Genomic DNA, 15,790 nt, shown 5'->3' with positions numbered 1-15,790 from the left:
GGCTAGGGCTCAAAAAGGAATGGGGCCAACGGGTGTGCCCTGCCCCTCTAGTGATCGTCAGGACGGGATGGCGCGCAATGATATAAGCGCATACACACTTGCCCCGTGGATTTTTCCTTGTCCAGTTGCCAGTGTGGTGGCGTTGGGAGCGCGGTATTGCGAGGTGTCTCGACATAGACCAAAGCTTCGGGGGCGAGGTGACTTTCCAGCGCATCGAGACTCTCCTGCCAGAGATTGTCGGCAAAGGGTGGATCAACAAAGACGATATCGTACCGTTTGCTGGTGCTCGCCAGGAAGTCGTGCGCTTTGCAGTTGTGCACCTGGGCCCCGAAAGCGCCCAACAATTGCAGTTGTTCCTTCAGGGTGTGCGCCGCCTGTGCGTTCAGCTCGACAAAGTCCACCGAGGTGGCGCCGCGGGACAGCGCCTCCAGCCCCAGGGCACCCGAGCCCGCAAACAGATCCAGGCAGCGCGTGCCGGGCAGAGAGCATTGCAGCCAGTTAAACAGGGTTTCGCGCAGCCGGTCGCCGGTGGGCCTCAGCCCCGCCACCGCTGCGAACTGCAACTTGCGCCCGCGCCACTGTCCTCCAATGATACGCAACTGCGAACGGGGCGGCGGGGTTGACCGGTGCGATGAACTTCTGGCCAAGGTCACTCTCTACTGGGGGCTTAGCGATGCTAAGATTAGCGTCTTTCTGCAAGCGGTACACCCGGATATACGAATGATCTTTGATTTTCTGCGTAAAAAGAAAAAGGGCAAACCCGAACAAAGCGAGCCCCAGAAAGGGCATGCAGAGGCCGCCGCTGTGCCCGAAGAGGTATTGCCGGCGAAGCAGCGGGCACCTTCGGCAGTACAGGAAGAATCCCCTACGCCTAAAGCGCGCATCACCGCCGGGCAGGAGGCCTCTGAGGAGGACCCGAGCGGGACAGTTGCGGAGCAGGCTCCGGCAGAGCCCCCGCAGCCTGTTGTCGGGGAAATGCAAGGTGCTGCCGCCGCAGATGCCCCCCTGCCTCCCACACCGGAGTCCCTGCCTAAACCCACGGCCCCCCTGCAGGAAAAGTCGACCCCAATAAAGAAAGAGGGATTGTTTGCGCGCATTCGCCGGGGCCTCAGCCGCACCAGCAGCCAGTTTGCCGAAGGTATGGGCAACCTGTTCCTCGGCACCAAGGAGATCGATGAGGATCTGCTTGAAGAGCTGGAAACCCAGTTGCTGATCGCGGATGTGGGGGTCGAGGCCACCAGTGAAATCGTCGGGCGTCTTACCGAGCGCGTCTCCCGTCGCGAACTGGCCGATGGCAATGCGCTCTACAGCGCGCTGCAGCAGGAATTGACCGATTTACTTGACAGCGTCGAGGCCCCCCTTGTCATAGACACCGGCAAAAAGCCCTATGTGATTCTGGTGGTCGGCGTCAACGGTGTCGGCAAAACCACCACAATAGGCAAGCTGGCGCATCGCTTTCTCAACGAGGGCAGGTCGGTCATGCTCGCCGCCGGCGATACCTTCCGCGCCGCTGCGGTAGAACAGTTGCAGGTCTGGGGGCAGCGCCACCATGTGCCAGTGATCGCCCAGCACACCGGCGCGGACAGCGCCTCGGTTATTTTCGATGCGGTGCAGTCGGCCCAGGCCCGCGGGGTCGATGTCGTGATTGCAGATACCGCAGGGCGCCTGCATACCAAATCCAATCTGATGGAGGAGCTGACCAAGGTGCGCCGCGTCATGGGTAAGCTGGACCCCAGCGCCCCCCACGAGGTCCTGCTGGTACTGGATGCCGGCACCGGCCAGAACGCCATCAACCAGGCCACCCAGTTCCGCCAGGCAGCCAGCGTCACCGGCCTGGTGCTGAGCAAACTGGATGGCACCGCCAAGGGTGGAGTGATCTTTGCCCTGGCGCGGCACTTCGGCATTCCCGTACGCTTTATCGGTGTGGGCGAGCAGGCGGAAGACCTGCAGCCTTTCCGCGCGCGTGAATTTGTCTCGGCCCTTTTTAGTCGCGATGGGGCCTGATTACCTCACCCTCAGGGAAAATCCATAATCGTGATCACCTTTGACCATGTGAACAAGCGCTATGCATCGGGACAGGACGCCCTGGCACGGGTCAGCCTGGAAATCCCCCGCGGCGATATGGTGTTTATCACCGGGCATTCCGGTGCCGGCAAAAGCACCCTGCTCAGATTGCTCACCGCCATTGAGCGCCCCACCAAGGGCACGATTCTGGTGGCCGGGCAAAACCTCAACCGTCTGCGCAATCATCAGATCCCCTATTACCGACGGAATCTGGGCATTGTGTTCCAGAACCACCAGTTGTTGTCTGACCGCAGCGTATTCGACAATATTGCCCTGCCCCTGTCTGTAACCGGCTGCAACAGGCGTGAAACGGGCCGCCGGGTGCGCGCAGCGCTGGATAAAGTCGGGCTGTTGCACAAGGAAAAGCAGAACCCCATGGTACTCTCCGGGGGAGAGCAGCAGCGCGTGGGTATTGCCCGCGCCGTGGTGAATAAGCCGGCAATACTGGTGGCGGACGAGCCCACTGGCAACCTGGATTCACAGCTCTCGCGGGAAATCATGCAGTTGTTTGCCGATTTCAACGCCGTGGGAGTCACCGTGCTGGTGGCCAGCCATGATTTGGAGCTGGTTGCGTATATGCGCCAGCGGGTGCTGACGCTGCAGGAGGGCCAGTTGATTTACGACGGGGTTGCAAGCCGTGAAGTACTCCCAAACTAGGGCGGCGCAGACACAGCGCCGGAACAAAGCTGCTGCGGAAAAGCGCGCGCGCAGCACCGGAGCCGTGGTTGCGCGCACCGGCTTTGGCGACCTGTGGCGCAGCTGGCTCGGCCACCATCGAGAGATGGCGGTGGAGTCCCTGCACCGCTTCTTTGTCACACCTATGGCTAGTACCCTGACGGCCCTGGTGATTGCCATCGCCCTGGCATTGCCCGCCGCTTTGCAGCTGGGATTGCTGAACTTTCAGCGCGCGGTGGCCGGCTGGGATGGGCAGCCGCAGATCTCGGTATTTCTGCACAAAGACGCAAAAGAGGGGGCAGTCCGGTCTTATACCGAAAAGCTGCGCGAAGACCCGGCTATTGCCGAGGTAACTTATATCTCCCCGGAGATGGCCCTGGCCGAGTTCGAGCGGGCTTCCGGGCTTGGTGAGGTGCTCATGGGTCTCGACAACAACCCGCTACCGGCGGTGCTGCTGTTGCGCCCGCGGGATCTGCAGGATAGCGCAAAGCTGCAGGCGCTGGCTGAAAAGCTGGATGCACAGGCACTGACCGATTCCGTGGTGCTGGACCTGGCCTGGGTGCAGCGCCTCACCCAACTGACACAACTGGGGCAGCGCCTCTCTGCGGGGCTTGCGGTACTGTTGTCGCTGGGGGTAATCCTGATCGTGATTAACACCATTCGCCTGCATATCGAAAACCGCCGCGAGGAGATACGGGTGGTGAAGCTGGTGGGCGGTACCAACGCCTTTGTACGCCGCCCCTTCCTCTACAGTGGCCTCTGTTATGGCCTTGCTGGCGGCCTGCTGGCCTGGCTGCTACTCCTCGCCGGCGTGCTGCTGTTGTCGGGGCCGGTTGCTGGCCTGGCCTCCAGTTACGACAGCAACTACACCCTGGCCGGCCCCGGCCTCAACGACTTCCTGGGGTTGACTGCCGGTGCCGCCCTGCTGGGGTTGCTGGGTGCCTGGCTGGCGGCCACCCGGCATATCCGCGCGATAGAGCCGTGTTGACTGTTTGGTTATATCAAGAAGCGTAAAGCCGCCCCGGCGCAGGGAACCTGTGGCGCCAGCCGGTTCTCTAACTGACCACAATACACCGGAATACGGCGTGTGTCGGCGGGCTTTCTTATCTGCCGGTGCAAATGCTACACTGGGCCAGCTTGTCAGCGGATTCTGTGTCCGAGGGCAGGGGTCGGTGGAACCGGCCGACGAATAATGAGAGGAGAGACCTGAATGGCAACCAGCCTACAGCCAGTGCATACGCTGTCTCCGGGCGCCAACCTGGGAGCTTATATCCAGACGGTCAGTGGCTTTGATGTCCTGTCCGCAGAAGAGGAAAAGCGCCTGGCAGAAGACCTTTACTATCGGGAAGATCTCGATGCAGCACGCCAGCTGGTGATGTCACACCTGCGTTTTGTCGTGCATATCGCCAAATCCTATTCCGGTTATGGCCTCAACCAGGCCGATCTGGTGCAGGAGGGCAATGTCGGACTGATGAAGGCCGTGAAGCGCTTTAACCCCGAAAAAGGGGTGCGCCTGGTGTCCTTTGCGGTTCACTGGATCAAGGCCGAGATCCATGAATTTATCCTGCGCAACTGGCGCATCGTGAAGATCGCCACCACCAAGGCGCAGCGCAAATTGTTCTTTAACCTGCGCGGACAGAAAAAGCGGCTGGCCTGGCTCAGCAATGACGAAGCCAAAGCCGTGGCCAAGGACTTGAATGTGGACGTTACCCAGGTTCACGAAATGGAAGGACGCCTAGCCGCATATGATGCCGCTTTTGACGCGGGTGTCGATGACGACGATGACACCGCCTGGCAGGCACCGGCACACTATCTGGAGGATCGCAGTTTCGATCCGGCGGCCCAACTGGAGCGTGACAATTGGCAGGCCACCAGCCTCACCAGTCTGAACAGTGCCCTAGAGCAGTTGGATGAGCGCAGCCGCGATATTCTCCAGGCACGCTGGCTGAGCGAGGAAAAGTCCACCCTGCATGAATTGGCAGGGAAGTATGGTGTCTCCGCCGAGCGTATCCGCCAGTTGGAAAAGAACGCCATGAAAAAAGTGCGCACGGCAATGGAGGCCTGAGCCCGCGCATTGACCGATCAAGGGAAAACCGCGCTGTAGCGCGGTTTTTTTGTTTGCGCAATTGCCCTTTCCCTCTGCCCTTGGGGGAGGGCAATAGTTAGGAGGAAGGCAATGGCCAAGCTGTACTTTTTGCTCGCTGCCCTGTTTGGTGCCAGTGGCGTTGCGCTTGGCGCATTTGCGGCGCACGGGCTGCGCGACAAGGTGACGGAAAGCCTGCTGGAGGCTTTTAAGACCGGGGTGCAGTACCAGATGATCCACACCCTGGCCCTGTTCGGCGTTGCGCTGTTGATGCAGAGCTGGGGCGAGCGCCTGTCGCTGTCACTGAGCGGTGCGCTTTTTATCGCTGGCGTGGTGTTTTTTTCCGGCAGTCTCTATACGCTCGCGCTTGGCGGGCCGCGCTGGCTGGGGCCGGTAACCCCGCTTGGGGGTGTGCTGATGATTGCCGGCTGGATGGCGCTTTTTGCCGCCGCCGTTAACTTTTCCAAATAGGTTCGGGTGGCTGCCTGCACTTTGGGTTGTCGATGGCCCGGCACCGTCCCGGTCAGTGAATACCGTTTCGCATCAGAGGTTGTAAGTCATGCAAGACGAATTCGCGGAAGCTTTTTCCTACCGCACCGAGTACAAAAAAAAGTCCATTCGCAGCTACGTGATGCGCGCAGGGCGTATCACAGAGGGGCAGCGCCGTGCTTTCGATACTTACTGGGGCCAGTACGGACTGTCCCTGTTCGATGGTCCACCCAATGCCCGTGCGGTTTTTGGCCGCGGGGCCCCGCTGGTTTTGGAGATCGGCTTCGGCATGGGGGACTCCCTGCTGGCGATGGCGCAGGCAGAGCCTGAAAAGGATTTTATCGGCATTGAAGTACACCCGCCTGGCGTCGGAAGGTTGATCAACAACGCCGGCAAGGCCGGCGTAAAGAACCTGCGTGTGTATATGGCCGATGCCCTGGATGTTTTGAACGATTGTATCCTTAATGGCAGCCTGGATCGGTTCCAGCTGTATTTCCCCGACCCCTGGCACAAGAAAAAGCACCACAAGCGCCGTATTGTGCAGCCGGAGTTTGTGCACTTAATCTGCAACAAACTCAAGACCGGTGGCCAGCTGCATATGGCGACGGACTGGCAGAATTACGCCGAGCATATGCAGGCGGTATTGCAGGCGGCGCACCCGCTGGAAAACACCGCCGCCGATGGGGGCACTGTGGAACGCCCCCAGTGGCGCCCGCAAACAAAGTTTGAGCGCCGCGGCCAGCGCCTTGGGCACGGGGTATGGGACCTGCTTTACCGGCGCCTGCCCGGCGCTATTCCCGCCCGGAAAAAGTCCTCCGAGCATGGATAACGCACTGTTATTGGTAAATTAGGAAAACTGCCGAATAAAGAATGTATGCAAATGATTGGTCTGGCTAATTTATAGCCGGCTAAGCAATTGATGCACTTTGGGGACAAGGTAGAAGTACATTGGTGGAAGCAAAATTGCAGTCATCATCAGTGATTTCAATCCAATCGATAATTAATCAAGAAGTAAACCACCGCCTCTGGCGGTGAGACTCGACAGGGTTCTGCCGTTCCGGCGTGCAGGGTAAAAATATGGCCTCCTACTATTTGAATGGCGGGGCAAGCCCAGCATTATCCGCTGTGATAATGGCCCTGAGTTCATCAGTCATGAGTTTGTAGCATGGGCGAAAAAGCGGCGAATACGGATCGAGTACATCCAGCCAGGCAAACCACAACAAAATGCTTATATCGAGCGAGCCAACAGAACCATTCGGTATAGTTGGCTCAGCAAACACCTCTTCGGCAGCCTTGAGGAGGTTCAGGATTATGCAACTGAATGGTTATGGTTTTACAATCACCGACGGCCACACAAAGCAAATGGCGGTAAACCATCACTGATGGTGGCTTAACCTCTACTTTTGGCTGCGGGTAAAAATGGGGGGATTACCGTCTATGTTTATTCCGTCTACTTACACTCCCGCAAGAAGAGCCAAGTGCAACTTAACGCACCAACATCCAAAACTGCAATCACGAAGTAATCAGACAGCCTTAACTTGTTATTCTCTTGATTGACACAGATGTTTGATATAGACCTTTTTCGCTAATATGGTTGGAACACTAACCACGAATACCCAACCTAATATTAACACGATTTTCTCAGACCATGCTGGAAGAATACTTGAGTGGGGACCAGCTAAAAATAGTACAGTAAAGAACCCTATAGCTGCACACAACACTAAAGAAATAACGAATGTAATTAAGCTCAAAATCCATTTCTTCATATAGATATTTCCGACAACGACTCCTCGATTTTGGCCTTAAACATAACATTTATATAGTTATCATCGTGTCTAATATTATCCTGATTGCTATATCGAAATCAATTCTACGTCAATTCTCCAAAGTCTTTACTGAAAATAGCAAACAACTGAGCTTGCTCGTTGGTTTTGCAGGTCATCGGTTCACCCCCACAATACTGCTCATCATGGCACCGCCGTTGGTGATGGTGATTTCGCCGGAGTTCCGGCACTCGGCCAGGCGGCAGGCGAACAAACTCAACATTTTGTTAAATATTATTTTCAACTAACCGCTTAGCTTCTTCGGGTGTAAATTCACTCTCTTTGCACAAAATTTCGCATTCTACTGTGGCAACTGTCATACCGGGTCCTCTGATTGGAATATGCAATTCTAAAACTGAGGTGGCTGCACTACCAAAAGGTTCATCTCTTAGTGAGCTTTCTCTTTGGTCAATTAGAATATAGCCTTTGTTTGGACAAAGTTCGCCACCCCTTTTGAAAAAAGATTCGCCTAGCGTCAGAATAGTTCGACCAACTCTTTACATCAGTTTTTCCAGTAACTCTGTATAGATCTGCAGCTATCTTTTTCTCAAAATAACCGCCTTTGAATTCTCAGTCGTTGGTTTTTTGCTATTTTGTAACACATCTTTGAATCAAGACGACTCCAGCTAAAATTATTAAATATTTCATGATTGCCTCGATATGTTTAATGCCATTAGCAGCGGCCGAAATATAGTGGCGAAGGTGCGGAATGTAGGTCGAACCAGCTTTGCTGGCGATCGAGCTTGGCTTTGTTAAGCATAATGCCCCTACGCCTGCTTAGTTTATATAGCGCAATATTTGTTACATGAAAAGACGCACACCATAGCAAACCTACCACTCCTCCCAATAGGAATTTAGCGGCCCCCAGTACCCCAGGGCTGTAGCTCGGATCTAAAAGCATTAACACCTTCATTGAAATAATACCTCCAAGACAAACAGTAGTAATCCCCGCGAGCATGCCGCGAAAAGAATACCTATAGGATAAATAAGCAGAACTACCATAGATAAGAATTAGCATTAATAGATCAACAGCCTGAACCATAACACTCTCTGATGCTTAACATTTGTATACTGATCACCATGACCAGTATTTATGGACTTTTTTCACGCCAAACTATTAAAAAAATGCTGTGAATCAATCAGATACGATAATTTAGCACTATCGAACCATCTGGAATAATGATCACTACGACCAGTATCCCAAAACTCACCCATAAATGTAACCCGTTGTATATATTGGCTTTTAGGAGGAATAAGTCTTCACTGCTAAAATAACGGTCACAGTGATCGAAATGCCGACTCGTATCTGATCCTATTGCCTGTAAAACTGCACCACTGTCCAGATAGGCGTACCGCCAGGGCGTCTTCCCTCTCGCCCGTTGATACACTTTTCCGGTACAGCCAGGGCAGCGCTGACTGCAGTGATCGAGTCTTGCGTATCTGCGGCGGCACCAAGACGGAGCGGAAGGTCACTGTCTTGCCGTCTTGACTGCGCTTACCTCCCTATAGTGACTGTACAAGAAGGTAAGCGTTTACGGTGCTGCTCTGGGTTGCACAGACTTTCGATCCACCCGCTCTGCCTTTCAGCGCTACGTTTTCTTCTTGGGGCGGTGCTTGAACGGCCTGAGGATGGCTGGGGGCTGATCGGTTGGGTCCTCCTCCAGCGCCCAGGCCTCTTCCAACAGTTGCAGTAAACGCACGGCCCGCATCACCCGGTTGCCTCTGCCGGGCGCAATGTGCAGATCCACAGCGTTATCCCTGATGGCGACCGGCGTGATAATAAAATACCCGCCCAGGTCCAGTGGCTGAAACAATCGACAGGGTAATATAGGCATCTTTATTGGCTCCTTGAGTCGCCTGTGGCGGAAAGGCGCAAAAAAAGAACATCGCTTTGCGCCGTTTCTCTCGTCGCAGGCGCAGTCCTTGTGGGGAAAAGAAAAGGGAAACTTGCACAAAGGGTGCGCAGCCAGAGAGGCGGTGCGCGGATGAAGTAAAAGACCACACCAATCATCACGGAACGCCACAGCACACTCCGCCGCCTGGGGCAGAAGTGACCCGTAAAATTCGCCTTCAGGGAGACGTTTATTGAAGACGAACGAGTGTATGGCGTATCATTCAAGACAGCCTCGCTAGATATCCTGTTATCTATTGGGGTTAGCCATCTCTCGGTGTTTGGCGCACTGGGAGGTGGCGTTTTTCTCTCATTTACGCGGTCATGATGCGGTCCTTGTTTGTATGATTATTTTACGTTTGGGTTTCCCGCGAGTGCTCCCGTTACAGGGCGCCTCGTGAGCGGAATACTGGTCGTTGCGCTGTTTTTTATCTGTTTTTTCTTTGCTTGCGCCGGTTAAACGGCTGGGCACTATGGCAGCAGACCTACCCTAATCGCTTTCTGCAAGCAATACAATCAAGGTGAAGTTTTAGGCGACACCAAGTTTAGTTCCCCGAGCAGAATACGATTGACCAAAATCCCACGCTGTTTTTGTGTGCAGCGCATGGCCATAGCATAATACCTGTTGTGCCTATGGATGCCGATCCCGAGCGTATAAGGATGTATTCACAGCGTGTCCTGGGAGAGGGGTATTCTTTCCTTCCGGCCCAGTAGTATACGTATTCCTGTGCCACAGATATGCAAATGTTTTGGAGAAAACGCCTTGAATTCACCCTTCAATGCTGATTCAGAAATACATGGAAGGTATACCCTTTTCGGTCACATATACTTTTATGAATTTTTGTGGTCCTGACGATAGTCATTGAGAACGTCGAAGAAACCGCGATTGGCTGATGTGACTGGAATATTTGTAATTACGATTAGCCCATTGTTTTTTACAGTCTCAACCCAAACCCATGCGATGACCCCTGCAAGAATCGCCCCCCTAAGAAAAACGTATTATTAATGGCAGTCTTCATATTGGCCTTAAACATCACTAGAACCGGTGAAATGTAGGTGATTTTATTTTGTGCTAATTACTACCGGGTCGGAAGCAAAGAATACCCTCCTCTCGGGACACGCTGTAAATACCTCCCTGTACGCTCGTAGTCGGCGTCCATGCCTCATACGGCCCCGAGATAAGAGTATTCTTCCCTTCCGCCTTGTTAGTAAGTACAAAATAAAAACAATGGAAAGGGTCTCCACGTTGATAGATTTATTAGAGTTTTTTTCTGTAGATGGTGACAACCTCTCCACCATAGGCCACCACCTCCTTCTTGACCCAACCAGCACGAAGCAACAAATTGTGTGCTTTGCTTGTGCCTGAATAAATTTTGGATACCCCGAGATTTGCAGCCGTATTCTCAATACTTGCCAATAACTGTGCACCAAGTCCACGGCCACGCATATTAGGAACAACATAGCCTGCTGCCGCCCAGGGGCCTAATTCTGGTCGAATTTCTATCGATTCATACTTCAAGGCCATAAACCCACTCAGCATACCGTTAACATAGGCCACCAGGCCAATCGGCAATGCCTTCTTTCCGGCGTAGCTTTGTACATCAGCTAACGCATCGCCTGGGCCAGATTCCCCATAGTACGCAGGCCATTCACTTTCAAAGAGTGCCCCTAACTGAGGTATGTCTTCCTTTCTCTCATAAAGCGGCCTGATTGTAGTTCCATAGATCATCGGTAGAGAATTCCCATGCCTTTATTACCGGCTGCGTTGTTGTGTAGCGACGTTTTTAGCAACCCAGCCAGCTTGCTGACAATGGTTGAGTAACTTATTGAATATTTTTAGGGTGATAACGATAAATAACATAGACTGCACTTATTGAGGAAGAGCAAAGTGTAAATCATCAGGCTGAAGCTTTTTTACGCAATTCGGTAGAAATAGCGCCTACCGTGTGCCAGGGGCAGCGGGTTGTGGGCAGTGAAAATTCAGTCGATAATTACTTCATTTCAAGCACCTGGTAAAAGATAAAACGAGTCAATTCAATGCATTTCAGCACAATCACTGCCGCAGCTCTGCCAGTATTACTTGCCGGGATAACCTCGGCAACAGAGCTGGACCCACTGCCACAATTGGAAGCCTACAAGGTGCCAAAGTCCTGGCGACAGCCGGTGACACCCCTGCGGATTGCCGCAAATACCTGGCAAATCGGTACAGAGGGTATTACCGCTCTGCTACTCACAGGCCGTGAAGGGGCGATTTTGATCGATGGGGGTATGGCGCAAACAGCGGATCACCTGCTCGCAAACCTGGGGGTACTCGGGCTACAGCCCGCCGACCTGAAACTGATACTGCACAGCCACGCCCATGCCGATCACGTCGGCTCCCTGGCGGCTGTGCAACGTGCAACAGGTGCCCGAATCGCTACCAATGCAGAATCCGCACTCCTGATGGCCCGCGGTGGCGCTAATGATATCCACTTCGGAGATGGGATATTGTATTCGCCCATCCAAGCCGATCGCATACTGCATCATGGCGAGGAAGTCGCTTTGGGCAATCTGCATCTGCGCGTACACTTTATTCCGGGCCATACCCCGGGCAGCATGGCCTGGACTTGGCAGGATATTGTCGATGGTAATAAAACACAACTCGCCTATGTGGACAGCCTGAGTGCGCCGGGTTATCAATTGATTAACAATAGCCGCTATCCCGATATTGTGCAGGACTACCAAACCAGCTTCGAGCGCGTGCGCAACCTGCCCTGCGAACTGCTGATCACGCCCCACCCAGCAGCCAGTGGCTGGTTATTTGAGAACACCGCTACACAGAAAACACCGCTTAGCTGCAAGCACTATGCAGATAAGGCAGAGAGGAAACTTCAAGCCCAGTTAGAGGCAGAACGTAAGGGTTCGGAGGGCTGATCCCAGGCTTGGCGAATGCAGCCATCAAACTGCGGTTTCGTGGCCTGTGTATTCGCCACCCCTTGAAGCCAAAGCAACTGCACGCAGTTATTTATTGCAGGGTCTGGCACCCGCTGACTGCCAGCAGTGATACGACCCTGCCCTGGCGGGTCAGCCCTGAGGTGTCTGGATCAGAATATAGTAGAAGAGCCCCAGTCATTGCTTTCAGGAGTGCTTTTCGGTTTGAGGGCACATTTCTGAAGCAGTCTGGGTTTCAAGGTGTAGTTCTTGCAAAATCCTGGCCGTCGGGTCCACCTGGTTCATGGTATAAAAGTGCAACCCGGGGGCGCCCCCCGCCAACAGGGTCTCACATAAATCCGTCACCACCTCGAGCCCCAGTTTGCGGATATCCTCCCGATTGCGATAGCTCTCCATACGCTTTTTCAGCCACCTTGGAATTTCCGCACCACAGTTGCGCGAAAAACGCATCAGGTTATCGAAATTGACAATGGGCATAATGCCGGGATAAATCGGTGCATCTATGCCGGCCTTTTCACACTGATCGATAAAGTAAAAATAGGAGTCTGGATTGTAGAAATATTGGGTAAGCGCACTGTTGGCGCCCGCTTCAAACTTGGCTTTCAAAAAGCGGATATCGTCACCATAGCTAGTGGATTCCGGATGTATTTCCGGATAGGCGGCAACTTCCAGATGGTAGTGATCTCCGCTGTGGCGGCGGATAAAAGCCACCAGCTCATTGGCATACACCAACTGCGCAACGGCACCCATACCGGAGGGCATATCGCCACGCAGGGCCACTATCCGGGTGACTCCGGCTTCCCGGTATAAATTCAACAACCCGAGAATGGTTTCCTCATTATCTCCACCAAAGGACAAGTGCGGTGCGATGGAGATCCCGTCGCGGCACAGATCCGTGACAATACTGGCGGTGGTCTCGCGCGTGGTGCCACCGGCACCGTAGGTCACAGAAAAGAACTCGGGATTAAATGCCTGCAGTATTTCACGGGTTCGGTACAGTTTGGCACGGCCATCAGCCGTTTTTGGGGGGAAAAATTCGAAACTGATCCGAATGGGGTCTTTCATACTCTGTTCCATTCCCTGCGAAATCCAGGTGCCGGCACAGCCGGCACCTTTTATGAGGGTATCAGTATTTATAACTTTCGGGCTTATAGGGGCCGTCCACAGAGACACCGATATAGTTGGCCTGCTGTTCGGTCATGCGGGTAATGACACCATCAAAACCCTCCACCATGTAGCGCGCCACCTCTTCATCAAGACGCTTTGGCAGCACTTTGACAGACAGGGCCGACACTTTCTGGTCTGCGGGCAGGTCGGCAAATTTCTCTTGGAACAGATGAATCTGCGCGAGAACCTGGTTGGCAAATGAACCATCCATGATTCGGCTGGGGTGGCCGGTGGCATTACCGAGGTTGACCAGGCGACCTTCGGAAAGCAGCAGCAGGTGATCATTGTTTTCCCTGTTGCGCACCACTTTGTGTACCTGCGGCTTCACTTCCTGCCACTGCCAGTGCTCGCGTATAAACGCGGTATCAATTTCGTTGTCGAAGTGGCCGATGTTCGACACCACAGCGCCATTCTTGAGAGCCGCCAGCATGTGCGCATCACAGACATTGGCATTACCGGTGGTGGTAACAATCAGGTCCGTATTGGCAAGCAGCTGTGTATTGATGCCCTCAGCCGTACCGGTATTGATACCGTCGATGTAGGGGGAAACCAGTTCGAAGCCGTCCATACAGGCCTGCATGGCGCAGATAGGGTCCACTTCGGAAACCTTGACAATCATGCCCTCCTGGCGCAGAGAGGCAGCGGAACCTTTGCCCACGTCACCATAGCCAATCACCAGCGCCTTCTTACCCGCCAGCAAGTGGTCGGTAGCGCGCTTGATGGCGTCGTTCAGACTGTGGCGGCATCCATATTTATTGTCGTTTTTGCTCTTGGTGACCGAGTCGTTGACATTGATCGCAGGCACTTTCAGCGTGCCTTCGCGCAACATATCCTGCAGGCGGTGCACGCCGGTGGTGGTCTCTTCACTGACCCCGTGGCACTGATCGAGAATATGCGAATAGTCGCGATGTAGCAGATCCGTGAGGTCACCGCCATCATCGAGAATCATGTTCGGCTGCCAGCCGGCAACATCCGCACCCACGGTGCGCTCCAGGCACCATGCGTACTCATCCTCGGTCTCGCCTTTCCAGGCAAATACCGGTATACCGCGCGCGGCAATTGCGGCTGCGGCGTGGTCCTGGGTGGAAAAAATATTACAGGACGACCAGCGCACCTCAGCACCCAGCGCGACAAGGGTCTCAATCAGTACAGCGGTCTGGATGGTCATATGGATACAACCCATGATGCGCGCTCCGACCAGCGGCTGCTCTGCGTGATATTTTTCCCGCAGGGTCATCAGGGCCGGCATTTCACCCTCGGCGATCTCGATTTCGCGGCGGCCCCATTCGGCCAGGGAGATATCCGCAATCTTAAAATCCTTAAATTCAGTACTCATCTGATTCATTCTTTTCAGGTCCAGTAAAATTGTTTTTTCACACGGGCGCTGACCGCCCGGATTTCAGAAGCTCTTCCTGCAGAGCCATAGATTAGTCGACGCGCATTAAAGCCCGGCCTGGGCACGCAGGGCGTCTACCTTGTCCGTTTTCTCCCACGGGAAGGCGGTAAAGGTTTCACTGTGCTGCTGTCCATTGCCGTCCACCCAGTTGTAGGTATGGGTACCGGGGTCGCGACCGAAATGGCCGTATGCCGCCGTCAACTGATACATGGGGTGTAACAGATCGAGGGATCTGGATATGGCGAAAGGGCGCAGGTCGAAATTCTCGCGTACCAGTTCCACCAGCTTGTCCTCCGGGACCATGCCAGTGCCGAAAGTATTGATAGCAACGGAGGTGGGCTCAGCGACACCGATGGCGTAGGACACCTGGATTTCACAGCATTTGGCCAGTCCCGCCGCGACAATATTCTTGGCTACATAGCGACCCGCATAAGCGGCGGAGCGGTCCACCTTGGATGGGTCCTTGCCGGAGAAGGCACCGCCACCGTGGCGGGCCGAACCACCATAGGTATCCACGATAATCTTGCGCCCGGTGAGACCACAGTCTCCCATTGGGCCACCGATCACAAAATTGCCTGTGGGGTTAATATGGTACTTGGTGCCGGCGTGCAGCCACTCAAGGGGCAGGGTGTGATGCACAATCAGCTCCATGACCGCTTCGCGCAAATCCGTCTGGCTCACATCCGGGTTGTGCTGGGTGGAGAGCACGACCGCATCAATGGCACAGGGGCGGCCCTGTTCGTTATAGCGGAAAGTCAACTGGCTCTTGGCATCCGGGCGCAACCACGGCAGCAGTCCGGATTTGCGCACTTCTGCCTGACGCTCCACTAAGCGGTGCGAATAGTAAATCGGTGCCGGCATAAAAGTGGGGGTCTCATTGGTGGCGTAGCCAAACATCAGACCCTGATCACCCGCACCCTGATCTTCGGGCTTGGCGCGATCGACACCTTGAGCGATATCCACAGACTGCTTGCCAATCACATTGATCACGCCACAGGTTTCACCGTCATAACCCACATCGGAGGAGGTATAACCAATATCGGTGATCACCTTGCGCACCAGCTCTTCCAGATCGACCCAGGCAGAGGTGGAGATCTCCCCGGCAATCACTGCAATACCCGTTTTTACCAGGGTTTCACAGGCCACACGGGCCTGTTTGTCACGGGCCAGCAGAGCATCCAGTACCGCATCGGAAATCTGGTCGGCAATTTTATCCGGGTGTCCCTCGGAAACGGATTCCGAAGTAAACAGTGTGTATTCACTCATGTGAG

The 15,790-nt window shown here is 54.3% G+C and carries 14 protein-coding genes and 1 pseudogene; 9 read left to right on the top strand and 6 right to left on the bottom strand.

Annotation, left to right across the window (positions count from 1 at the left end):
- Positions 1 to 47: 47 nt before the first annotated feature.
- Entirely contained in the window at positions 48 to 647 is a 600-nt protein-coding gene (rsmD, locus tag Q1A48_RS07900; RefSeq protein ID WP_299943151.1) for a 16S rRNA (guanine(966)-N(2))-methyltransferase RsmD, read from the bottom strand.
- Between the two features lie 328 nt (positions 648 to 975).
- Here rsmD and ftsY point away from each other — a divergent pair, with 328 nt between their 5' ends.
- The 8 genes and pseudogenes from ftsY to Q1A48_RS07860 all read left to right on the top strand — a co-directional run bounded on the left by ftsY (position 976) and on the right by Q1A48_RS07860 (position 7,382).
- Positions 976 to 2,004, top strand: a complete 1,029-nt coding sequence (gene ftsY / locus Q1A48_RS07895; RefSeq protein ID WP_366523394.1) for a signal recognition particle-docking protein FtsY — start codon at positions 976 to 978, stop codon at positions 2,002 to 2,004.
- Between the two features lie 30 nt (positions 2,005 to 2,034).
- Positions 2,035 to 2,721 (top strand): cell division ATP-binding protein FtsE, encoded by a 687-nt coding sequence (gene ftsE, locus Q1A48_RS07890; protein WP_299943147.1) that lies wholly within the window; start codon positions 2,035 to 2,037, stop codon positions 2,719 to 2,721.
- On the top strand, positions 2,702 to 3,727 hold the full coding sequence (gene ftsX / locus Q1A48_RS07885) for a permease-like cell division protein FtsX (RefSeq protein WP_299943145.1): 1,026 nt from the start codon (positions 2,702 to 2,704) through the stop codon (positions 3,725 to 3,727). Before ftsE ends, ftsX begins: the two co-directional genes overlap by 20 nt.
- A gap of 222 nt (positions 3,728 to 3,949) precedes the next feature.
- Complete coding sequence (gene rpoH, locus Q1A48_RS07880) at positions 3,950 to 4,804, top strand: RNA polymerase sigma factor RpoH (RefSeq protein ID WP_299943143.1); 855 nt, start codon at positions 3,950 to 3,952, stop codon at positions 4,802 to 4,804.
- Positions 4,805 to 4,915: 111 nt separating this feature from the next.
- Positions 4,916 to 5,293: a DUF423 domain-containing protein gene (locus tag Q1A48_RS07875; RefSeq protein WP_299943141.1), complete on the top strand. Its 378-nt coding sequence runs from the start codon at positions 4,916 to 4,918 to the stop codon at positions 5,291 to 5,293.
- Between the two features lie 88 nt (positions 5,294 to 5,381).
- Positions 5,382 to 6,140, top strand: coding sequence for a tRNA (guanosine(46)-N7)-methyltransferase TrmB (gene trmB, locus Q1A48_RS07870; RefSeq protein WP_299943139.1), 759 nt, complete (start codon positions 5,382 to 5,384; stop codon positions 6,138 to 6,140).
- Positions 6,141 to 6,396: 256 nt separating this feature from the next.
- A pseudogene (locus Q1A48_RS07865) lies at positions 6,397 to 6,705 on the top strand (integrase core domain-containing protein); the annotation flags it as partial.
- A 437-nt stretch (positions 6,706 to 7,142) separates the two neighbouring features.
- A complete protein-coding gene (locus Q1A48_RS07860) occupies positions 7,143 to 7,382 on the top strand; it encodes a hypothetical protein (RefSeq protein WP_299943137.1) in 240 nt (79 codons plus the stop codon).
- 1,341 nt (positions 7,383 to 8,723) lie between these two features.
- Here Q1A48_RS07860 and Q1A48_RS07855 read toward each other — a convergent pair.
- A complete protein-coding gene (locus Q1A48_RS07855; protein WP_299943135.1) occupies positions 8,724 to 8,969 on the bottom strand; it encodes a hypothetical protein in 246 nt (81 codons plus the stop codon).
- A gap of 1,314 nt (positions 8,970 to 10,283) precedes the next feature.
- Positions 10,284 to 10,754, bottom strand: a complete 471-nt coding sequence (locus Q1A48_RS07850) for a GNAT family N-acetyltransferase (RefSeq protein WP_299943133.1) — start codon at positions 10,752 to 10,754, stop codon at positions 10,284 to 10,286.
- 308 nt (positions 10,755 to 11,062) lie between these two features.
- Here Q1A48_RS07850 and bla point away from each other — a divergent pair, with 308 nt between their 5' ends.
- Positions 11,063 to 11,938 carry a subclass B3 metallo-beta-lactamase gene (bla, locus tag Q1A48_RS07845; RefSeq protein WP_299943131.1) on the top strand — a complete coding sequence of 292 codons (876 nt, stop codon included), beginning with the start codon at positions 11,063 to 11,065 and terminating at the stop codon, positions 11,936 to 11,938.
- Between the two features lie 204 nt (positions 11,939 to 12,142).
- Here the strand turns inward: bla and metF are convergent, their stop codons facing one another.
- The 3 genes from metF to metK all read right to left on the bottom strand — a co-directional run bounded on the left by metF (position 12,143) and on the right by metK (position 15,785).
- On the bottom strand, positions 12,143 to 13,021 hold the full coding sequence (gene metF / locus Q1A48_RS07840) for a methylenetetrahydrofolate reductase [NAD(P)H] (RefSeq protein ID WP_299943129.1): 879 nt from the start codon (positions 13,019 to 13,021) through the stop codon (positions 12,143 to 12,145).
- Between the two features lie 61 nt (positions 13,022 to 13,082).
- Positions 13,083 to 14,468 carry an adenosylhomocysteinase gene (gene ahcY, locus Q1A48_RS07835; protein WP_299943127.1) on the bottom strand — a complete coding sequence of 462 codons (1,386 nt, stop codon included), beginning with the start codon at positions 14,466 to 14,468 and terminating at the stop codon, positions 13,083 to 13,085.
- 96 nt (positions 14,469 to 14,564) lie between these two features.
- On the bottom strand, positions 14,565 to 15,785 hold the full coding sequence (gene metK / locus Q1A48_RS07830; protein ID WP_299943125.1) for a methionine adenosyltransferase: 1,221 nt from the start codon (positions 15,783 to 15,785) through the stop codon (positions 14,565 to 14,567).
- Positions 15,786 to 15,790 lie beyond the last annotated feature (5 nt).

This window comes from uncultured Microbulbifer sp. (genome assembly GCF_947489355.1).
Taxonomy (GTDB): domain Bacteria; phylum Pseudomonadota; class Gammaproteobacteria; order Pseudomonadales; family Cellvibrionaceae; genus Microbulbifer.
This window is presented reverse-complemented; position numbering and strand designations above follow the sequence as displayed.